25 protein-coding genes and 1 other annotated feature are annotated in these 19600 nt (G+C 61.8%); of the genes, 22 read left to right on the top strand and 3 right to left on the bottom strand.

Annotated features, from left to right (window positions below; genetic code table 11):
• Positions 1–93: 93 nt before the first annotated feature.
• From mreC to zapE, 21 genes are all read left to right on the top strand, one after another.
• Entirely contained in the window at positions 94–954 is an 861-nt protein-coding gene (gene mreC / locus JI721_RS15360; RefSeq protein ID WP_274455723.1) for a rod shape-determining protein MreC, read from the top strand.
• A complete protein-coding gene (gene mreD, locus JI721_RS15365; protein WP_274455724.1) occupies positions 951–1469 on the top strand; it encodes a rod shape-determining protein MreD in 519 nt (172 codons plus the stop codon). Before mreC ends, mreD begins: the two co-directional genes overlap by 4 nt.
• Positions 1470–1663: 194 nt before the next feature.
• A complete protein-coding gene (gene minC / locus JI721_RS15370) occupies positions 1664–2347 on the top strand; it encodes a septum site-determining protein MinC (RefSeq protein WP_274455725.1) in 684 nt (227 codons plus the stop codon).
• A gap of 45 nt (positions 2348–2392) precedes the next feature.
• Complete coding sequence (minD, locus tag JI721_RS15375; RefSeq protein WP_274455726.1) at positions 2393–3193, top strand: septum site-determining protein MinD; 801 nt, start codon at positions 2393–2395, stop codon at positions 3191–3193.
• Between the two features lie 455 nt (positions 3194–3648).
• Positions 3649–4368: a M23 family metallopeptidase gene (locus JI721_RS15380; protein WP_274455727.1), complete on the top strand. Its 720-nt coding sequence runs from the start codon at positions 3649–3651 to the stop codon at positions 4366–4368.
• Positions 4369–4379: 11 nt separating this feature from the next.
• Positions 4380–5276 (top strand): site-2 protease family protein, encoded by an 897-nt coding sequence (locus JI721_RS15385; protein WP_274455728.1) that lies wholly within the window; start codon positions 4380–4382, stop codon positions 5274–5276.
• Between the two features lie 34 nt (positions 5277–5310).
• Positions 5311–5390: a sequence feature (ribosomal protein L21 leader region), on the top strand.
• 10 nt (positions 5391–5400) lie between these two features.
• On the top strand, positions 5401–5709 hold the full coding sequence (gene rplU / locus JI721_RS15390; protein WP_274455729.1) for a 50S ribosomal protein L21: 309 nt from the start codon (positions 5401–5403) through the stop codon (positions 5707–5709).
• A gap of 9 nt (positions 5710–5718) precedes the next feature.
• A complete protein-coding gene (locus tag JI721_RS15395; RefSeq protein WP_274455730.1) occupies positions 5719–6039 on the top strand; it encodes a ribosomal-processing cysteine protease Prp in 321 nt (106 codons plus the stop codon).
• Positions 6040–6082: 43 nt separating this feature from the next.
• Positions 6083–6403, top strand: coding sequence for a 50S ribosomal protein L27 (gene rpmA / locus JI721_RS15400; RefSeq protein WP_274455731.1), 321 nt, complete (start codon positions 6083–6085; stop codon positions 6401–6403).
• 69 nt (positions 6404–6472) lie between these two features.
• Positions 6473–7075, top strand: coding sequence for a Spo0B domain-containing protein (locus JI721_RS15405; RefSeq protein WP_274455732.1), 603 nt, complete (start codon positions 6473–6475; stop codon positions 7073–7075).
• An 11-nt stretch (positions 7076–7086) separates the two neighbouring features.
• The gene (gene obgE / locus JI721_RS15410) at positions 7087–8373 is read left to right on the top strand and encodes a GTPase ObgE (RefSeq protein ID WP_274455733.1); all 1287 of its coding nucleotides are present in this window, start codon (positions 7087–7089) and stop codon (positions 8371–8373) included.
• Complete coding sequence (locus JI721_RS15415; protein WP_274455734.1) at positions 8363–8770, top strand: Mov34/MPN/PAD-1 family protein; 408 nt, start codon at positions 8363–8365, stop codon at positions 8768–8770. Before obgE ends, JI721_RS15415 begins: the two co-directional genes overlap by 11 nt.
• Before the next feature lie 113 nt (positions 8771–8883).
• On the top strand, positions 8884–10041 hold the full coding sequence (locus JI721_RS15420) for a GspE/PulE family protein (RefSeq protein ID WP_274455735.1): 1158 nt from the start codon (positions 8884–8886) through the stop codon (positions 10039–10041).
• A complete protein-coding gene (locus JI721_RS15425) occupies positions 10041–11147 on the top strand; it encodes a type II secretion system F family protein (protein ID WP_274455736.1) in 1107 nt (368 codons plus the stop codon). Before JI721_RS15420 ends, JI721_RS15425 begins: the two co-directional genes overlap by 1 nt.
• A gap of 70 nt (positions 11148–11217) precedes the next feature.
• Positions 11218–11673, top strand: a complete 456-nt coding sequence (locus JI721_RS15430) for a prepilin-type N-terminal cleavage/methylation domain-containing protein (RefSeq protein ID WP_274455737.1) — start codon at positions 11218–11220, stop codon at positions 11671–11673.
• Positions 11663–12175, top strand: a complete 513-nt coding sequence (locus tag JI721_RS15435; RefSeq protein WP_274455738.1) for a pilus assembly FimT family protein — start codon at positions 11663–11665, stop codon at positions 12173–12175. The genes JI721_RS15430 and JI721_RS15435 overlap by 11 nt, the downstream gene beginning before the upstream one ends.
• Positions 12172–12489, top strand: coding sequence for a hypothetical protein (locus tag JI721_RS15440; protein WP_274455739.1), 318 nt, complete (start codon positions 12172–12174; stop codon positions 12487–12489). Before JI721_RS15435 ends, JI721_RS15440 begins: the two co-directional genes overlap by 4 nt.
• A 46-nt stretch (positions 12490–12535) precedes the next feature.
• A complete protein-coding gene (locus JI721_RS15445; protein WP_274455740.1) occupies positions 12536–12949 on the top strand; it encodes a hypothetical protein in 414 nt (137 codons plus the stop codon).
• The gene (locus JI721_RS15450; RefSeq protein WP_274455741.1) at positions 12901–13308 is read left to right on the top strand and encodes a hypothetical protein; all 408 of its coding nucleotides are present in this window, start codon (positions 12901–12903) and stop codon (positions 13306–13308) included. The genes JI721_RS15445 and JI721_RS15450 overlap by 49 nt, the downstream gene beginning before the upstream one ends.
• 66 nt (positions 13309–13374) lie before the next feature.
• Positions 13375–13959 (top strand): shikimate kinase, encoded by a 585-nt coding sequence (locus JI721_RS15455; protein WP_274455742.1) that lies wholly within the window; start codon positions 13375–13377, stop codon positions 13957–13959.
• Positions 13960–13997: 38 nt separating this feature from the next.
• Positions 13998–14918, top strand: a complete 921-nt coding sequence (gene zapE, locus JI721_RS15460; protein ID WP_274455743.1) for an AFG1/ZapE family ATPase — start codon at positions 13998–14000, stop codon at positions 14916–14918.
• A gap of 50 nt (positions 14919–14968) precedes the next feature.
• Here the strand turns inward: zapE and JI721_RS15465 are convergent, their stop codons facing one another.
• Entirely contained in the window at positions 14969–15907 is a 939-nt protein-coding gene (locus JI721_RS15465; RefSeq protein WP_274455744.1) for a YqhG family protein, read from the bottom strand.
• Positions 15904–17631, bottom strand: a complete 1728-nt coding sequence (locus JI721_RS15470) for a DEAD/DEAH box helicase (protein ID WP_274455745.1) — start codon at positions 17629–17631, stop codon at positions 15904–15906. Before JI721_RS15470 ends, JI721_RS15465 begins: the two co-directional genes overlap by 4 nt.
• A gap of 165 nt (positions 17632–17796) precedes the next feature.
• Here JI721_RS15470 and gcvT point away from each other — a divergent pair, with 165 nt between their 5' ends.
• Positions 17797–18891: a glycine cleavage system aminomethyltransferase GcvT gene (gcvT, locus tag JI721_RS15475; protein ID WP_407654046.1), complete on the top strand. Its 1095-nt coding sequence runs from the start codon at positions 17797–17799 to the stop codon at positions 18889–18891.
• Between the two features lie 41 nt (positions 18892–18932).
• On the opposite strand, the gene JI721_RS15480 is transcribed toward gcvT, so the two are convergent.
• Positions 18933–19544, bottom strand: a complete 612-nt coding sequence (locus JI721_RS15480; protein WP_274455747.1) for a histidine phosphatase family protein — start codon at positions 19542–19544, stop codon at positions 18933–18935.
• Positions 19545–19600 lie beyond the last annotated feature (56 nt).

Raw genomic sequence — 19600 nt, forward strand, 5'->3', positions numbered from 1 at the left:
GCAGTCGGCTTGAACACGCCAAAGCGCCGATCGCGATCCATGGCGCTGTTCAATCAACGACGGTAAGGATGTGGGATGCGGGTGTCCCGACTCGTGACAAGTCGCAGGTTGTTCATTTTGTTGGCCAGCGTGATTGTCCTCATTGTCATCGCGGGGTTGACGCTGCGCGCTGGCGGCGGTACTGCGGTGTGGCCGGAGAGCGTGGTCATGGACGTAGAGAATACGGTCGGCGGCTGGATTTATCGACCGGTCAGCAAGCTGACCGGCTTTCTCGCAGGACTGCATGATTTGCACCAGATGTATGTGGAAAACGCTGAGCTCAAATCTGAGCTGCAGAATTACGCGCAGCTCCAAATCGAACTGAAAGACGCGCAGGCCGAGGATGCGCGCCTGGGTCAGATGCTCGGCTTCAAGCAGGGCGCGGGCAAGGCGTTCACCACGGTGCCGGCGGCCGTGGTGGGTCGTGATCCGTCCGCGTGGAACTCGGAAATCACGATTAACGTCGGGACGGCCGATGGTGTCCAGAGCGGCATGGCCGTTGTGTCGACGGACGGGAGTCTGGTTGGCCGGGTGTCGGTCGCTGCACAGTTCAGCTCGAAAGTGCTGCTCATCACCGATACGCAGGTGGGTGACAGTGTGTCAGCGCGGGTTCAGGTGCCCGGCGCGAACCAGCCGTTCGGGATTGTCTCCGGTTCGTCTCAGGTGCCTGGCGACCTGGAAATGAATTTCCTCTCGCCGCTGCTGCAGGTCAAGCCTGGAGATACCGTGGTGACGTCGGGACTGAGTACATCCATGTTTCCGGGCGGGCTGCGCATCGGTACGGTGGTCCGTCTGCAGCAGGGGGTTCAGGGCCTGACGCAGTCGGCCGTCGTGAAGCCTGCGGCTGACCTTGCCTATCTGCAAAACGTGTTTGTGGTCAAGGGGAAGGCCGTCCAGGGTGGGGAGACCCCATGAGAAACGTGATCGCGTTTTTCGTGCTCTGGCTGGCGCTGATTATCCAGTCCACCCTCTTTCAGATTCCACCGATTCGGGTCCTGCAGCCCAATTTGGTGCTGGTGGTCCTGATGGTCGCGGCGATGACGCGCGGTCCGCGCGCGGCGATGGTCCTTGGTGTGCTCATCGGACTCATTCAGGACGTCATGTTCTCTTCATTTGTCGGCCTCAACGCCTTCACGTACGGCGTCATCGGGTACTTTGCCGCAGCGACGTTTTCGCAGTTCCTGCAGCGCAATTTCTCCATCGCGTTCATGATTACGGTCGTGTTCACGTTCATTCAAATGTGGATCACGTTCGGCATGACCCGCTTGTTCAACGTGACCGGCTTCTCGTGGAACACGGTCCTGGCGGACTCGCTGTCGGAAATGATTCAAAACGGAATCGCCCTTCTGGTGTTCTACCGCCCGCTGGTTGCGTGGTTTACAGGCAAGCCCCGGGGACGGTACCGCGCGAAAGAGTCCCGGCCCACCTGACGGTACACAGGTCAGCGCTGGTCATCAGCGTGCTGTTTGACCTTGGGATTTCTTCGGATTCTCGTGTGTTTGCAGGAAATCGAGTTCGTGATCGCGAATACCCTTGCGGTATTGGGCCGCTTCGTTGGACGCGCCCGGTGAGTTATGTATGTTCGCAGTTCTGATACCGTGTGCATCGTTCAGGAGGGAGCCAATTGGCGGTAAGGGTGAGACAGCTCGCGCAGCCTCCGGTTGCGATTAAAGGAACCAAGGACGGGCTGTTGTTTCTATTGGATGAGCATTGTGAATTTGAGAAGCTGGTCGCTCACCTGGAGAGTGTGCTGGACGGGGAAGGGTCCGTCCTGTTTTCTGATGCGGAGGTTCCGGTGTCCATCGAGTATGGTTCGCGGCAGTTGACCTTAACGGAGAATCGCGCCCTTCTGGACGTCTTTCTGAAACGGGAAAATTTCCTGATTCGGTCGTTTGGGCCCGGCGGCAGGGGAAAGTCCCGCCACTCGTCCGTGCCGGAACTTCCGAAGCAGTCCATTATCAAAGGTACGGTGCGCAACGGCCAGCGGCTCGAGTTTGAGGGCGATGTGGTACTGATTGGCGATGTCAATCCAGGGGGAGAGCTGGTCGCGACCGGAGACGTCTATGTCTTTGGGAAGCTGCGCGGCATTGCCCACGCCGGTGCGGCGGGCGACAGCCGGGCCATCATCGCCGCAGCCGAGTTTGGTCCTCTCCAATTGCGGATTGCCGACGTTGTCAGTCGTTCGCCGGAGCGCGAATCCGGCCAGGCCTTGTACACCTTTATGGAGTTCGCCTACGTGCGTGACGGCGTGATGGCAGTCGATAAAATGGTGTATCGGACCAGTTTGTTGGAGAGCATGCCCGGATAACAGCGGCGTGCGTTTACGATAGAACCACCGCGGGAGGAAATCGACATGGGAACATCCATCGTCATCACATCAGGTAAAGGTGGTGTCGGCAAGACCACCTCGTCTGCGAACATCGGTACGGCGCTCGCACTGCTGGGGAAACGCGTCTGTCTGGTCGATGCGGACATCGGTTTGCGCAATCTGGATGTGGTGATGGGGTTGGAAAACCGCATCATCTACGACATTGTCGATGTAGCGACGGGCGAGTGCCGCGTCGAACAGGCACTGATTCGGGACAAGCGGTTTGAGCACCTGAGCTTGCTGCCAGCATCTCAGACACGCGACAAGACCGCGCTGCAGCCTGAGTCCGTGAAGCAAATCATCGAAGAACTGAAAGCGACGCACGATTACGTCGTGATCGATTGTCCCGCCGGGATTGAACACGGGTTTAAGGTGGCGGTTGCGGGCGCCGACCGCGCCATCGTCGTCACGACACCGGAGACGCCGGCGGTTCGCGACGCGGACCGGGTGATTGGGCTGCTGGAAGCGGCCGAAGTGCACGGACCGAAATTGATTATCAACCGGATTCGCCCACGGATGGTGAAAAAGGGCGACATGCTGGACATCGACGAAATTGTGCAGGTGCTGGCGATTGACCTGCTTGGCATTGTACCGGACGACGAGGCGGTCATCCGCAACGCCAACAAGGGCGAGCCGACGGTCATGCGTCCGGACACGCGTGCGGCTATTGCGTATCGCAACATTGCCCGCCGCATCTTGGGGGATTCCGTCCCGCTCATGGTGCTGGACGACGAGCCCAGCGGTCTGTGGGGGCGGGTTCGCCGCCTGATGGGCGGTAAGGCATAAAGAGGACGCGAAGCGGGCACGACGCGTTCGTTCGAACGGTTCATACGTTCCGTCACATCACGGTCCGAATGGACGGGGCATCATACTCGTCCACTCCCAGGCATACAGATTACTGAGATGTCTGGGAGGAGGTTGGACACATGCCGCGATCGGCAAACTTGTGGGAACGGCTGCGCACATACGCGACAACACCACCGCGGGGCGCCAGAGCCCGTTCAAAATCTCTGGCGAATCACACAGGGACGGAGACTGAATCCGAAAATCCCTGGCTCGTGCTTCACAGTGCCGCCGCTGTGTCCTCATCTGGCGGTACGCCTCTCCCTGAATCGTCCACGTCCATCGAAAAGAATCGCCGGATGCCGCCACTGTCGGCGGAAGAGTCCTGGTCGTCACGGTCGCCGCGCTGGCTCAGTGACGCGTCGTCACCCTACGGATTTTCAGACGAGGATGCCAGCTTGAAGCAGACAGAAACCGGTACTTGGCGGCATTTGGCCGGTCCGCGTGGGTATGAGGCAGATCGGTGCAATTCTGCTCAAAGTGCAGCGATACGCCGCACGGCGCGGTCAGCGCCGCCGGGTTCGACGTGGTTCTATCAAGCCCTGGCAGCGGGTGTGCTGGTGGCGGCGGGCGTCTATGCGATGCACAACCAGACTCCGTTAGCGGCAGACGTGCGCGGGGTGTATCAAACCGCGTTTGAACAGGACGACAGCGCGACCCTGTGGTCGACCGTGTCTGCGTTCGCAGCGTCCCACCACATTCAACTGCCGTCATTTCTGCCGGGAACAGGGGCAACCGTGATGCACGTACCGTTGTCTGGCGCAATCACCGTCACGCAGGACTATCAGGCGAATGAACCGGAGATGGTGTTGACTGGGACGCCGGGTGAACATGTGCTGGCGGCGGGATCGGGCACGGTGACCCGCGTGCAGACGACCAAATCTGGCACCTTCATCACCATCGACCACGGATCCATCGGTACCAGCTGGTACACCGGTGTTGCCAACCCGACCGTGCATGTCAACGAGTACGTGTCAGCGGGCGAAGTCATCGGGTCCCTGCCGACGCAAACAAAGCACCCCCAGCTGCAGTTCGCCCTGGAGAAGAACAACCAGTTTGAAAATCCGCACGATTTCATTCACTTCCCGGCCCCGGCGAAAACCGGGAATTCGCAGTAGGCGGCGTGCGTATGTATTCCGTTCGAACCTGGTGGACAGAGAGACGACGGCAGAGCCGGCTGCCGATTCGCTTCCACCCATTGTTCTTTGTGCTCGCCCTGTGTGCGGTGGGATTTGGCTTGTGGCAGGAGATCGTCGTCTTGTTTCTGCTGGTGCTGCTGCATGAGTTGGGGCACGCGGCGGTCGCCAATCACCTGGGCTACGAAGTCGAGGAGGTCTCGCTGCTCCCGTTCGGTGGAGTGGCCAAGCTCTCTTATGGACGGATGGGTCCTGCGCCGCGTCACGAGGCGCTCATCGCGATTGCCGGACCGCTTGTCAATCTCCTGTTGGTCGCAGCCGCCATGGGCATGTCCGCGGCTGGTTTGTGGGGCACACCGTTTACGCACACGGTCATTCGGTTGAATTTGTGGATCGCGATTTTCAACATGCTTCCAGCCATGCCCCTGGACGGGGGGAGGATTTTGCGGGCAGCGCGCTCCAGAACCATCGGCTATGAACAGGCGACGCGGGAGGCGTACAGGATGGCAATCGTCATTTCGTTGGCCCTGCTCTGTCTGGGCGGGGTGGCGTTGTGGGCTGGCTTTCCGCATGTGGGACTGCTGATTCTCGGCGTCTTTCTGTTCATCAGCGCGTGGACGGGACGTCGGGACATCAGCATGGATACGGTGCGGTTCCTGGACGCCAAACGCCAGGCAGCGGGTGCGAGGCCGGAAGTGATTCGCTCGATTGCTGCCCCGGCCGACACGACCGTTCGGGATGTGGTCAAACAGTTTTCGCCGGACCGATACCACCTGGTCTATGTGCTGGATGAACAGGGCGGTGTGCGCAGCATCCTGGAAGAGGAAGAGCTGCTCGACGCCGTGTTTGAGGGCCGCTGGCTGGAAACACTGGAGGCCTGGCTTGATTGAATCAGGTTTCCATGGTAACATATATCGGGTATGCACATCGCTGCAACCGCATGTCGCGGGCTGAAAATCTCATGCACAGCGTGGGAGCCTGAGACAGCGAGTCTAAGTGTGAGGAGCGTCATTCATGTACGCGATTGTTGAGACAGGTGGAAAGCAGTACAAGGTTTCTGAGGGCGATACGATTTATGTGGAGAAACTGCCTGCAGAGGTCGGTTCGCAGGTCACGCTGGACAAGGTGTTTCTGATTGGCGGCGAGCAGGTGAAAGTCGGTGCTCCGACCGTGGCAGGCGCTTCCGTCACTGCCAAAGTCGTCGAGCACGGCCGCGGGAAGAAAATCGTCGTTTTCAAGTATAAGGCGAAGAAGAACTATCACAAGAAACAGGGGCATCGTCAGGCGTATACCAAACTTCGGGTTGAGTCCATCCAAGCCTGACCCGCAGCCATGATTCGCGTGCAGGTGGACGAACACGCCGGGCAAGTGACCGCGTTTCAGGTCACGGGTCATGCCGGGTACGGGTCGGCCGGTTCGGATGTGGTATGCGCTGCTGTGTCCGCTTTGGTGCTCAACGCCATCAACAGTTGTGAAAAGCTGTTGGGGGTTGAGCTGGAAGCACAGGACGATGGGCATCTGCTGCAGTGCCAAGTCAGGCCGCAGGCACACGCCGAGGAAGTACAGCTGCTCATCCGCAGCATGCTGTTTGGCATCGAGCAGACGAAAGCGAAGTATCCGAGGTACGTGGAATTGACGTATCGTACGAAGTGAACAGGTACCCTGACCAGGGTTCGATATGAAGGAGTGATCGGTCATGTTGAATTTTGACCTGCAAAGATTTGCACACAAGAAAGGCGTGTCCAGCACGCGCAACGGGCGTGACAGTATCTCCAAGCGCCTCGGCGTGAAGCGGGCCGACGGACAGGTTGTCACCGCTGGCAGCATCCTGGTACGTCAGCGCGGCACGAAGATTCACCCGGGCATCAACGTCGGCATCGGCAAGGACGACACGCTGTTCGCGAAGGTGGAAGGGCGCGTCAAGTTTGAACGCTACGGCCGCGATCGCAAGCGGGTCAGTGTCTATCCGGTGGCTGTGGGTGCTGAGGCAGAGACAGCAGCAGCCGTGGAAGCGTAAGGGAATCCATTGTAAGGGGAGGGCCTGGTTGCTGCCAGGCCCTTTTGCGATCGGAGGGGAGGGCCTGGGGTGGAAGAAGGACAAGTGACGGCATCCGCTGTGGGCAGCCCTCGTGGGGAAGAAGCGGCCGCCGCGTTTCGCGTGCACCGGCATGACGTGCTCAATTACCTGCAGCTCGTGCGCGCTTACATCCAGATGAATCGGCCGGAGCGGGCGCTTGAAGCTGTGACGGAATTGACGCTGTGGCTGCAATCCTTGTCCGCGGCGCAGTCCGCCTTCGAAACGATCGCACCGCCGCTGCTCTGGACAGCGGCAGCGTGCTCCCATGTCCGACTGGGCCGGGCAGAGGCGGCCGTGCGATGGACGCCTGTGCTCTGTGAACTGGTGAGCAGTGTGTGGCGCTGGGCCGACGAAGCTGCGGCTGCGGCGGGGCTGCGCGGGGCGGTGCTGGACCTGGTGGACGGACTACAGGCAATGGGGCAAGCTGCCGGATGGGCGGACGCGCAGGCGGCGCCATTGTTGACAGTCGTCTTGCAGTTGTCAGACCATGAAGAAGCGGCCGAAGTCGTGCGAAGGCAGTTCGAGGCACGCTATGGCAAGCCGTACATAGAGGCGCGAGATCCCACAAATAATGCCAGCGTACGGGTTGGTGTTGTACTCGGGCGACGCTAGGAGGACAAGTTGTGTTTGTCGATCAAGCACGGATTTATGTGAAAGGCGGCGACGGCGGCAACGGCATCGTCTCGTACCGCCGCGAAAAGTACGTGCCGCTTGGAGGGCCAGCCGGCGGCGACGGCGGCAAGGGCGGGGACGTCGTGTTCGTGGTGGACGAGGGGCTGCGCACGCTGATTGACTTCCGTTATCAGCGTCACTATAAAGCAGAGCGCGGTGAGTACGGCCGCGTCAAGAATCAGCATGGCAAGAACGCCCCGGACCTGGTGGTCAAGGTGCCGCCGGGCACGACGGTGCGGGATGCAGATACGGGGGAATTCCTCGGTGATTTGATTCACCCGGGGCAGCGCCTCGTGGTTGCGCGCGGCGGTCGCGGCGGGCGCGGCAATACGCGGTTTGCAACCGTGGCCAACAAGGCGCCGGATATGGCAGAGAAGGGCGAGCCGGGAGAAGAGCGCTGGTTGTCGCTGGAGCTCAAGGTATTGGCGGACGTGGGGCTGGTGGGTTTTCCGAGTGTGGGGAAGTCCACGCTGCTTGCGGCGGTCTCGGCGGCGCGGCCCAAAGTGGGGGCGTACCACTTTACGACGGTGTCTCCGGAGCTGGGTGTGGTGAGTGTGCCGGACGGACGCAGCTTCGTCATCGCGGACTTGCCGGGGCTCATTGAAGGCGCCCACGAAGGACACGGCCTGGGGCTGGAGTTTCTGCGCCATGTGGAGCGCACCAAACTCCTGGTGCACGTGATTGACATGGCTGGCGTGGAGGGGCGTGATCCGCTCGCGGATTACGATGTCATTGTGGATGAACTGCGGTCCTACGATGAATCGTTGGCCCGGCGCCCGCAGCTCATCGCAGCCAACAAGATGGACTTGCCCGGCGCGGATGAGCACCTCGAGCGCTTTCGAAGCGCGCACCCGGACCTGGCGGTGTTTCCGATTTCGGGCGCGACCCACCAAGGGTTGTCCGCACTGCTCTACGCGGTGGCCGACAAACTGGATGAAATTGAGGCAGCAGAGGCGAAGGCGCCCGCTGCGTCGGAACCTGCCCCGGCGTCTGTGAAGGTATACCGCTATGAGCGCGCGGAGCCGTTTCGGATTCGCCGTGAGAACCACGTGTTTGTCGTGGAGAGCGCCGACTTGGAGAAGCTCGTGAAGATGACCAACTTCGAGCAGTATGACGCCGTGAAGCGATTCCAGTACATCCTCCGGCAGCGCGGGGTGGACCAGGCCCTGCGCAGGAAGGGCGCCGAAGAAGGCGACGTGATCCGCATTGGAGACATGGAGTTCGAGTTTGTCGAATAGGCGCCGGGCACGCCCCTGGCCGGCGCCGGCGTGGTGGTGCAGCGCGCTGGCACAGGCGGCACGGGACGCTGCCGAACGGGCGTATCCGAACGAGTGCTGCGGACTGGTGTACACGTCGCCGTCCGCCGGCGAGTGCCCGCGGCTGCACGTCCTTCGGGGACACATGACCCCCACGCGGTGTGATGCAGACGCGCGTGATGTCATCGACTTTGCGTACGCATTGGCAGCACAAGGCGGGCAGGTGGTCGCGACGTTTCACAGCCACCCCACGGGTCAGGCCGGGTTTTCGCTGCGAGACGAGCAGCTGGATGCTTGGGCGGGCGTTCACCTGGTGCTGGTCTGGCGTGCGGACGGCTGGCAGGAGCAGTGGTATGCCACGCGTTTGTGCGCCACGTGAAAAGAAATAGACACCTTTGTACAAATCTTACAAAATGATGCGCGATGGCATGTATAGAGAACAGGCGGCTGGCCGTCTTTCACGAATTCCCTCTCTACCAGGAGGCGATTGCAGTGGAAGAACTGTCAGCCGTCATTTTGTTGCAGCGCATCCTTGATGACGCCGTGGCGCGCAGCGCGTCCGATGTGCACCTGCATGTCGTCGAGGGAGATTTAAATGTGATGTTTCGCGTGAACGGGGGGATGGAACCGTTCGTCCGTGTTCCCGACCCGGCAGGCACGGTGGTGCGGCGCATCAAAGCGCTGGCGCGGCTGGATGTGTCGGAGACGCGGGTTCCGCAAGATGGGGCGTTCCAGTGGGTCACCGACGCTGCGCAAGGGGAAGAGGGCCAACACTGCGACGTTCGCGTCGCCGTCGTGCCGACCGTCGGCGGAGAAACAGCGGTGCTGCGGCTGTTCGTGCGCGGCGGTGCCGCGCCGTCGCTGGCCGACTTAGGGTTGACCGCTGCGCAGTTGGCGGTCGTTCGCGGTTTGTTGCGGAGTGCGTCCGGTATGATTCTGGTCGCGGGCAGCACCGGATCGGGCAAGACCACGACGCTGTACGCGATGCTGCAGGCGTTGGCGGCGGAGGGGCGGCGCGTGGTCAGCATCGAGGATCCCGTCGAGATGCACCGGCCCGAGTGGCAGCAGATGGAGGTGCGCGAGCGCCTCGGCGTCACGTTCGACGTGGGGGTGCGCGCGGTGCTGCGGCAAGACCCGGATGTCATCATGATTGGGGAAATTCGCGATGAAGCGACGGCGCGGGCGGCCTTGCGCGCGGCCATGACCGGCCACCTCGTCCTGACGACGACCCACGCGCACGACCTCGTCGGGGCCGCGGCACGCCTGGTTGACCTGGGACTCGCCCGCGAATCCTTGGGCGATGTGCTGAGGGGGGTGGTGCTTCAGGCACTGGTGCACGCGGATTGCGCACTGTGCACCGGGCAGGGCTGCGATGCGTGCGCGGGGACGGGCAGGGGAAACCGCCGCAAGGCCGTGTTTCAGATTGAACCGATGGACCCGGTGTTCGCCGCTCGACTGGCGTCCGGCGCCAGCTGGGCCGAGCTGCGCGGCTGGTACGACACAGTGGCGGACAACGGGGGTACGCCCCATCGACCGCCGCACCGTGCGCCGGGCTCACCCGTGGGCCGCGCGCGAACCCCGGGGCAGCCGCCGGATCTGCCGCCGGCCAGTGCGCGGACGCCGCAGGCCCCGCTGGGAGGTGATGCGTGATGCCGCGCTTTCGCAAGCTGCGCCTGTTCTGGCCAGGAGGGGCTCTCTGGGACCGGCTTCACCAGCGCCTCCTGCCGCGGGCATCCACGCGCGATCTCGACCGGCTGGCGGACCACATGGCTTCCTTGCTGGAGGCGGGACTGCCTGTGCAGCAAGCGGTGCATCATCTGCGGCAGCACCCGGTGACCAAAACGCAGAAGTTGTGGCTGGAGAGCGCGGCGGCCGCCGTAGAGGAAGGACGCTCCCTGGCGGACGGCTGGCAGTCGATGGCGCCCGCCTTGCTGCAGACGCTGCTCACCGCGGGCGAACGGTCCGGGCACGTGGCAAAAGCGCTGCGCGCCTGGAGTCAGCACGTGCAGCAGCGGCGGCGTGTGGTATCGGAGTGGGTTCGCCTGGTCAGCTATCCTGCCGTTCTCCTGGTCTTGATGTGCGGCCTGTTGGTGTTCGTCTCGCGGGTGGTGCTGCCAATGTTTGTGAGTGTGTACGGATCATTGGGGCTGCGTTTGTCCGGCCCGACCCGAACGGTCGCAGACATCCTGACGCTGCTCCCAGACGCTGTGGGCGTCGGCGCCGCGTTGGTTGTGGCGGGCGCCGGCCTTGCCATCGTCCTGAGAAGCTGCCTGCCGGCGGCGTGGGCGCGCCTTCGCCCGAGTCTGCCGGGGGCGCGGTGGATCCGCCTGTCGAAAACCCGTACCGTGGCGCAGCTGCTGAACTTGCTGCTGGGCGCCGGGATCGCCCTGACAGACGCCTTGGCAGGCCTTGCGCAGGCGGACGGTCCGCGGTGGCTGCGGGACGCCGCGCACAGGAGCAGCGGCCGAGTGCTCGAAGGGTACCCGGTGGCCCAGGTCTTCGAGGGGGACTGGGATCCGCTGTTGGGTGTGCTGCTGAGCTGGGCGGAGCAAACCGGTGAACTGGAATCGGCGTTCCGCCGGGTCGAAACGTACACGGCACAAATGCTCTCGACCCGGCTGAAGCGCGTGGTGCAGACGCTGGAACCCACGCTGCTCGTGTTGATGGGCCTGTTGGTCACGGCTTCGATGTATATCGTGTACGTACCGATGTACGACATGATGACCGCGATTTCGAACGGCCAGGTCCACGCTTGAGCGCCCAGCGTACGTGCGCGGCTCAGCCGCTGGACCAATGCAAGGTTGCAGAATGGGTGGAGGGATGGACATGATGGGGCATGAGATGGATGGAGATGAGCGTGCGGTGGACAGGGCGGGGCGTGCGGTGGATGCGGATGAGCCTGCGGTGGAGCGGAAGGGCCGCAGCCACGCGCTTTCAGCCGATCACGGTTTTACGCTGATGGAAATGGTGGTGGCCGTGTTTGTGGTTGCGGTGATGATTGCCGTCGTCACGCCGCACCTGATGGGGGCAGGGTCACGGGCGGAGACGGTGGCCTGTGAGCAGGACCAGCAGATGATTCGCGCCGCGCTGGCCGAGTACCAACTGCTGTACCACGCGTGGCCTGCAGGGAATACAACGGACCAGCTGCAAGAACTCGTGGACGCACAGCTGCTCGACAGTGTGCCGACAGAACCGTCCGGGGGGAACTTCGTGATCACAGAGAGCGCAAATCAGGCCACGGTGTCCTGTGATGTTCACGGAGAGCTTGACAATGCATCGTGATCGGGCGGTGCGGTGGCCAAACGCAGCCAAAGAGATGCCGCACGCAGCGGGGGCGGACACCGGCGCCGGCTTCACGTTGCTGGAACTGGTGGTGGCGTTGTTCATCACCGGACTCTCGGTTGGACTTGCGGTACCTGCATGCGGCGCCGTGTTGTCAGACCAGGCCTTGGTCAGCACCACGGTGGACCTGCTCGCCCACCTGCGTTATGCGCAGACGGCGGGGCAAGCCCTCGACTCATACGGCTGGGTGCGCATGTCCAAATATACGCCCACCTACACGACGCTGATTTCGAGCGTTCCAGTGGATACGGTGCAGTTCGCAAGCGGTGTGAACTACGTCGACGGGTACCTTGAACTGGGCACCGGTTCGTTGATGTACGACAACTTGGGCAATGGTCAGGTGGGCGGCGTGATCCGCCTCACGAACGGCCGTGCCGAGCGCGACATCGACTTGTACATCGGATGCGGATTACAGGCGGCGGCGTGGGGGGACGAACCGTGACCATGCTGGAAGTTGTGTGTGCTATCTGGATGGTGGCCGTGATGGGCGGAGCCGCGGTCGGCGCCTGGGCCGCTGCGGCGCATGAACAGGCGCGTACGGAAGTGCAGCGAAGCGCCGACGACTGTGCGGACGACGCGGCCGAGTACTGGCTGGCCGGACAGGCGGTGACCTTGGCTGCGAACGATACCCCAGGCTGTGCGGTGGACGCGGCACAGACGACGATCCATGGGGAGGATGTGGTGACCCTTGTCGCTCGTGTGGACGGCGCATCGCAGACGTTGTACTTGCCATCTGGGCCCGGAACAACGTCCTAACGATGGGACCTTTGGCTTTTCGCTGCTGGAAACGGTTGTCGCCTTGGTGACGGGAACCATTGTGGTGACCTTGTGCGTTCATGCGTTCCTTTCTCTGTGGTTGGCACAGAATGCCGTGTTGCAGCGCAGCGAAGATGATGCGATGTGGGCCAGCTTGAGCCGCGTGCTGCGAATCGACGGACACGCCGCTGCAGAGGCCACCCTCTCCTTTGGTGGACTGAACCTGCAGGAGGCAGATGGAACGGGGTATCGGTACGAAGTGAACAAGAGCGGGCAGTATGTGCGCATCGAGTCGGGCGGCGGCACGTCCGTGATCGCGGTGGACGTGCGTTCTGTCACCGTCCAGCAAAGCGGCGGAACCGTACACCTGCAGGTGACTTTTCAAGACGGCACAACAAAGGAGCTGTTTGTATGCACGCTCGCAGGCAACCTGCAGCAGAACACGGGAGTGTCCTCCTGACCACGCTCAGCATCAGCCTGTGCGCCGCCGCCGCTTCTGCAACCATGTTGACGCTCGTGACGTTCGCCGCGCGGACGCTTGCGCTGCACACGAGAGGGCAGCAAGCGTATTGGATGGCCAGGAGTGTCGCAGTCTCTGTCTTGAACAACCTGCGCCAGAACGCGCCGCAGCCTTCTGCTTGGCAAGGCAATGCTGCATCCGGCGCATCGTACACGGTCACCGTCAGCCAGCAGTACACGACATGGGTCATCAAGGTGACTGCACAGAGCGGAGGGGCGGAAGATGAGGTGTACGCCATCTACAACTCGTCGACAAAACGCGTCACGACGTGGCAGGACAACCGCGCGCCTGGGACGTGACTCGTCACGGTGTCGTCCGCATGCTATCATGGGGAGGTCAAACCCTGCGGCGGAGGCGAACGCTTGATGAATCAATCGTCAAATCTCGGGTCGAACCCGCACTGCGGCCGCATTGCCCTGATTGGTCCGATGGGGTCGGGGAAGACCACGGTTGGACAGCGGCTTGCCGCGGCGCTGGGTCGACCGTTCGTGGACTTGGACGCATGGATCGTCGCGCATGCGGGGTTATCCATCCCTGAAATATTTGCCAAGCAAGGGGAGGCGGCCTTCCGCCGCTTGGAACTGGAAGCGTTAGTGTCGGTCGCGCAGGACGACGCGCTCTGCGGATGCGTGTGCGCAACCGGCGGCGGTGTCGTCGAGACCGCGGCTTGCCGCGCGCAATTGTCGCGAGACTGGACCGTGATCGAACTGCGGGCGACGGTGGCAACACTGGCGGCGCATTTGGCGGGAGAGACGGCGGGCCGGCCGATGTTCCGCGACGCGGTGAGCGTCGAGCGCCGCATCTTGGAACTATACGAGCGCCGAAAATCCTTGTATGATGAGGTAGCTCAGTTCCGGGTTTCGATTGATGGGCGAACCCCGGAAGAAGTGGTACACGTGATTGCGCGGCATTTGCAGGAAGGGTGCGATGCCGCTTCGATGGATGCCTGATACCCTGTTCGTTTGACCAGCCGGAGGAGATGGAATGCATGCAGCACATCCGGGATGTGATTCCGCCAAACTGGCGCCAAAAGCTGCCGAACCATGATGCCGCCTACTTCCGCAAGCAAATTCCGGAATTGGCCGCGTGGGACGTGTCTGACGATGTCATCCTCCGCAATCAGGCGCTGCTCCTCACGCACATCCGGCAGCGGGACATCTGCGCGCACTGCCAGGGCTTTTCCAACTGCGGCAAGGAAGGCGACATGAAGGGGTTCACGCAGTCGCTGGCACTGCAGGGGCGCCAGTTGACGGCGGTGGTTTCCCGCTGCCAACCCTACCAGGAGGCGCAGATGCAGGCGCGCGTCAAACGCATCAGCGCTTTTTCTGGCGCGCTGCCGGAGGACCGTACCTTTCAGTTCTCCAACTTTCCCGAGGAGCAGCGCAAGAAGTACCCGCGGCTCTTGGCGTACGCGGAACGTTTCGCGGAGACGTGGCAGACGGGTGCGAAAGGTTCAGGGCTGTACTTGTTTGGACCTCCTGGGGTTGGCAAGACGCACCTGATGCTGGCGGTGGTCAATCGCCTGCAGGACCGCGGGGTGCCTTGTCTGTTCGTCCGTTCCGATTCGCTGTTCGATCGCATGCGTCACGTGATCGCCGAAGGCGGCGACCTCGAGCCGCTGATGGAGGTCTATACGACAGCACCGGTGCTGTTCATTGATGAGTTTGCGCAGGAGCGCGCCAATGAGTTTACACTGGACAAGCTGTTTCGCATCATCAACCACCGTTTCCACGCGAAGTTACCGACTTGGTTTACGAGCAATTTTGCGCCGCCGGATGTCTACCGCCGCAACGGGGCGGACCTCCAGGATACGGTGGGTCCGTTGCGCAGTCGAATTATGCAGATGGCCAAACTGGCCAAGATGGATGGTCCGGACGCGCGCCAGCGCAACCTGCAGTCGCTGACCTAGCCACGGCGCCGCACGCAGTTTCAGCAGGTGACCGCGCAGCGGCTTGCGCGTCATTTGGCGACGAGTCCGACGAGGGCCAGCTGTCGGATGTCCAGCTCGATGCGGGGTGCCATACGCTCTTTCAACTGTCGAAGCTTGTTCGCAAGTTCGGCCTCGACGACCGGGTGTTCTTCCGGAGGCAGGTCGGGCAGAATGCTCTGATAATAGGTCGTCAATTGCTGCTCTTCTTTGCGAAGCCGTTCCGACGCGGCTTGTGCCCAGGTTTCAGGTCCGCTTGACGCGAGCCGCTCCATCTTTTGCTTGGCGGACGCAATGGCGGACGCCACCGAACGGTCGCCGGGGCGAAGGAGTATCGCCGGGTCAACGGGCTGGAGCGGCAGACGCTGGATGGATGGGTAGAATCGGTCCACAACCTGTCCATTCTCCAGACACACGCCCACCGAGTACCACGCTTGCTGGACGGAATCACAGCGATAGGAAACCACGGCGTTCACCATCAGCCACGGCACCCAAGGGGTGCGCGCCAGCGGCTGGGCCGCCGGCCGCTCTCCCTCGGACGGCCCTCCCGGCATCACGGCGACGGCTGCAAATCTGCCGCGCTTCTCAATGGACTCGTAGATTTTATCGAGCCGAAAGCTTCCCAACGCGACATACTCCGCCGTGGGCGGTCGGAAAAACATGCGCTCAACCTCGGACATCGCATCAAAGTTCGCCTGCTTCATCGCCTTTTCGCGCAGTCGTTCGTTTTCGCGCGCGACCGCTTCTTCCGAAAAGGCGAGCCGCAACACGGTCGGGGGGACCTCCTGGTCGGTTTGTTCGACCCATAACCAGTAATAGGGCCGATCGGTCAGTTCCTTATCGACATCGCGCGGGAGTTCATACTCCCTGTACGCTGGCGATTGGTAAACACAGCGTGCACCAACCGCAGAAAAGTACGCGTCGCAGAATGCGATTCGCTCGTCAGCGCTTCGGAGCGGTGACGTACTCACACTTGCACCTCCGTTGTCCCCAGTGGTTTCTTCAGCAATCGTTCTCCATACGCGTCCAGCCGCTCCTGAAACTCATCGTCGGATTGACTCGTCATCGCCAGTTCCAAAATGCCCTCTTCAAATTTACTGACTGTCGTCTCACCGCTCACAATGTAGTCCAATTCACCAATGACCAGCTCAAACATGCGGATCTTCTCCTGCAGCAAGTTGACGATGTGGCTTTCAATCGTGTTGTTGGTGGACAAGTTCCAGATGTGGACGTCCTGGGTTTGACCCAGGCGGTGAATGCGTCCGATTCGCTGCTCGAGCCGCATGGGATTCCACGGCAGGTCGAAGTTGATCATGTGATGGCAAAACTGCAGGTTGATGCCTTCACCGCCGGACTCTGTGGCCACAAGCACCTGCATTTTCCGCGCGAAAAGGTCTTTCATCCAATCCTTCTTACCGCGCCCGAATCCGCCCCGAAACGGCACCGCCGTGACTCCTTGCTTTTTCAGCATGTACAGCAAAAAGTCCTGCGTGGCGCGGTACTCCGTAAAGATGATGCACTTGTCCGGGATGTCTTCCAGCATCCGCAGGACCTTGTCCACCTTGGTATAGGTGCGAATCTGCTCGGCCATGTGCAGCATCTCGTCGATGACGCGGATGGTCTCCTGGTTTTTGGTCCGCTTTTGCATCCGCTCCAACGTCAGCATGGCCGCGTACGGTGAGCTGCAGATTTCCCGCTGCAGCGTCACCAGCGGGAGCATCGACGACCTGGTTTCTTTTCTGTGGGTGTACTCCGCGCGCAAAAAGGTCTGAACGGCGTCGTAGAGTGCCCGCTCCTCAGGTGTCAGCTCGAGCGGCACCACGTTGACATGCCGGTTCGGCAAAGTGGTTCTGCCGTCCGAGCGGCGGTTGCGAATCATCACATGGGTCAGCTGGGACTTCAGTGTCGCTGGGTCCTTCGGCGTACGCCGGCCTTCCATGTGCTGCGACACAAAGTCCTGGGTGTTGCCGAGCGCCCCTGGGCGGAGCAGCGTGATGAGCGTGTGCAGTTCCTTCAGGTCGTTTTGCATCGGCGTGGCCGTCAACAAAAGCATGTACTTGTTGGGGATTTGGTTGACCATCTGCCAGTTCCGGGTGCGGCTGTTCTTCAATTTGTGGGCCTCGTCCACCACAACGAGATCCCATTGAATCCCAAGGACAGCCGACCGATGCGGCTCGCGCTTCGCAGTATCGAGCGAAGCGACCACGACATCGTGCTGCGCCCAGCTCCATTCGTTGCGCTGCGCGAAGGCCCCGAGCCGAAACTTCTCATTGAGTTCGCGGGTCCACTGCAGAACGAGGGAGGCGGGGACCAGCACGAGCATCTTGCGCGCCAAATTGCGCAGCTGGTACTCCTTCATGACCAGCCCGGCCTCGATGGTCTTGCCGAGGCCCACTTCATCCGCGAGGATGGCCCGTCCGTGCAGCTCGCGGATGACGCGCGCTGCGGTTTCGATTTGATGGGGAAACGGGTTGAATCCCTGAATGTGGTCCAGTGCGAGAAATTCGTCAAACGCACCCGCCAGCCGAGCGCGGGTGACCGTTTCGCAAAGTTGAAAGAGGCGCCATTGTCCCGACGTGTTGTTGCCAATCGCGGCGCTTTGCAGGTATTCTGTAAACGCACGACAGGTGTCCTCGTCGCGCCAAACGATGGGCGGGAGTCCGGGGGTTGTCGAACGAGCAGCTTGTGATGGCACAGGGCTCGACCTCCGTCGCCTGAGTCGTCGCGCGATCGCGATGATGGATGCACGCGCGTCTCCGTAGTATGGACGGATTCTCTAAAATCTTGCATGCGCCATTCGAGGGACGACCCCGCGGCGGGTTGTGCACGCCTTGACTGGCGTCTGATGGGAGGAACTTCGGTGTCACTGCGGCGTACACCTTTGTTTGAGATATACGAAGCCTATGGGGCCAAGACCGTTGAATTCGGCGGTTGGGAGATGCCCGTGCAATTTTCAGGCATCCTGGCCGAGCACGAGGCGGTTCGCACGCGTGGGGGGCTCTTTGACGTGTCGCACATGGGCGAGTTTGAAATCACGGGTCCGGATGCGATTCCGTTTCTCCAGTTCCTCGTCACCAATGATGCAGCCCGGCTGTCTCCCGGCATGGCCATGTATTCCCCCATGGTGTACGATCACGGCGGCTGCGTCGATGACTTGCTGGTCTATTGTTTTTCCGCAGAGCGATGCTGGGTGGTCGTCAACGCGGGCAACATCGAGAAGGACTTTGCCTGGATGAGCGCGCACACGGACCCGTTTCGGGTGACCTTGACGAACCGTTCGTCGGACATCGCCTTGCTCGCGCTGCAGGGACCGCGCGCACAGGAGGTTCTGCAGACCATCACGTCGTCCGACTTGAACGAGGTGGGTTTTTATCGCTTCGTGGAGACGACGGTGGCGGGTGCACCAGCCGTGGTCTCGCGCACGGGTTACACCGGGGAAGACGGGTTCGAGCTGTATGTGGAGGCGGCTTGGGCGGTGCCGCTGTGGCGTGAAATCCTCGATGCGGGTCAGCCGTTCGGCATCCTGCCGTGCGGTCTTGGCTGCCGCGATACCTTGCGACTCGAGGCGCGGCTGCCGCTGTACGGGCATGAACTTGCAGAGGACATTTCTCCGCTCGAGGCGGGGCTGGGCGGATTTGTCAAACTGGACAAGGGGGACTTCATCGGCAAAGATGCACTGGCGCGCCAGAAGGCGGAGGGCGTCTCCCGCAAAGTCGTCGGCATCACCATGGAAGGCCGCGGCATCCCGCGCCAAGGGTACCCGGTTTACCACGCTGGGCGACAAGTCGGGTATGTGACCTCCGGCACCCAGTCGCCCACGCTGCAGATCCCGATTGGGCTCGTCCTCGTATCGGCCGACGCCGCTGCGGTTGGGTCGACCCTGCAGGTCGAGATCCGCGGCAAACAGGTCCCCTGCAGGGTGGTGAAGACGCCCTTTTACAAACGCGCAAAGTAGCCCTGCTGAAGCGGCTTCCCTTCGCGTCCGTGCCGGCCGACTCAAGCGGGCGCCCCGCTGCCGCCTGCGTTCGCGTCCGATCCCGCCGTCGAGGCAGGGCTTTCCAGGTGCGCCGCGGCGGAGATCACCGGGACCATCCAGGATACGCCATCAAAGTGAAGGCGGGTCACGCTGGTATTGAGAATGGGGGGGATGTCCGCGACGCCGGTGAGGTGGAGCAGTGTACGAATGAAGCCGCCGTGTGTGACGCAGAGGATGCGTCCGGCAGCATACTGCTGTCCCATGTCCGCCAAAAATGCAGCTGCGCGGGACTGCAGGGATGTCAAGGGTTCTTCGTCCGGTACGCCGTTCTCAAAACGTGCGCGCACCTCGTGCCGATTCATGCCTTCCGCAGCGCCAAAACCGCGTTCGCGCAGCCGTTTGTCAATGTAGAGCGGGGCACCGACCCCTGCCTGCAAGGTCATGGCGGTGGTTCTGGCGCGCTGCAGATCACTTGAGAAAATCGCGAGAAACGGAATGCCTGTCAGTTGTTCGGACAGGCGTTTGGCTTGCATCCGTCCGGTTTCGTTGAGGGGAACATCGGTCCACCCCTGTACTTTTTCCGCTCGATTCCAGTCCGTTTCTCCGTGTCGTACCATCCATAATTCGAGCAACGAGCCTTCGCCTCCCCAGACGCGGCCGCCCTTTGGTGCACGTTCAGCCGACTGGT

This window comes from Alicyclobacillus cycloheptanicus, from assembly GCF_028751525.1.
Taxonomy (GTDB): Bacteria; Bacillota; Bacilli; order Alicyclobacillales; family Alicyclobacillaceae; genus Alicyclobacillus_L; species Alicyclobacillus_L cycloheptanicus.

Coding starts and splice junctions, on each gene's coding strand:
- mreD (WP_274455724.1), top strand. CDS start 951: ATGAGAAACGTGATCGCGTTTTTCGTGCTCTGGCTGGCGCTGATTATC.
- minD (WP_274455726.1), top strand. CDS start 2,393: ATGGGAACATCCATCGTCATCACATCAGGTAAAGGTGGTGTCGGCAAG.
- JI721_RS15385 (WP_274455728.1), top strand. CDS start 4,380: ATGTATTCCGTTCGAACCTGGTGGACAGAGAGACGACGGCAGAGCCGG.
- rplU (WP_274455729.1), top strand. CDS start 5,401: ATGTACGCGATTGTTGAGACAGGTGGAAAGCAGTACAAGGTTTCTGAG.
- JI721_RS15395 (WP_274455730.1), top strand. CDS start 5,719: ATGATTCGCGTGCAGGTGGACGAACACGCCGGGCAAGTGACCGCGTTT.
- rpmA (WP_274455731.1), top strand. CDS start 6,083: ATGTTGAATTTTGACCTGCAAAGATTTGCACACAAGAAAGGCGTGTCC.
- JI721_RS15425 (WP_274455736.1), top strand. CDS start 10,041: ATGCCGCGCTTTCGCAAGCTGCGCCTGTTCTGGCCAGGAGGGGCTCTC.
- JI721_RS15430 (WP_274455737.1), top strand. CDS start 11,218: ATGATGGGGCATGAGATGGATGGAGATGAGCGTGCGGTGGACAGGGCG.
- JI721_RS15435 (WP_274455738.1), top strand. CDS start 11,663: ATGCATCGTGATCGGGCGGTGCGGTGGCCAAACGCAGCCAAAGAGATG.
- JI721_RS15450 (WP_274455741.1), top strand. CDS start 12,901: ATGCACGCTCGCAGGCAACCTGCAGCAGAACACGGGAGTGTCCTCCTG.
- JI721_RS15455 (WP_274455742.1), top strand. CDS start 13,375: ATGAATCAATCGTCAAATCTCGGGTCGAACCCGCACTGCGGCCGCATT.
- zapE (WP_274455743.1), top strand. CDS start 13,998: ATGCAGCACATCCGGGATGTGATTCCGCCAAACTGGCGCCAAAAGCTG.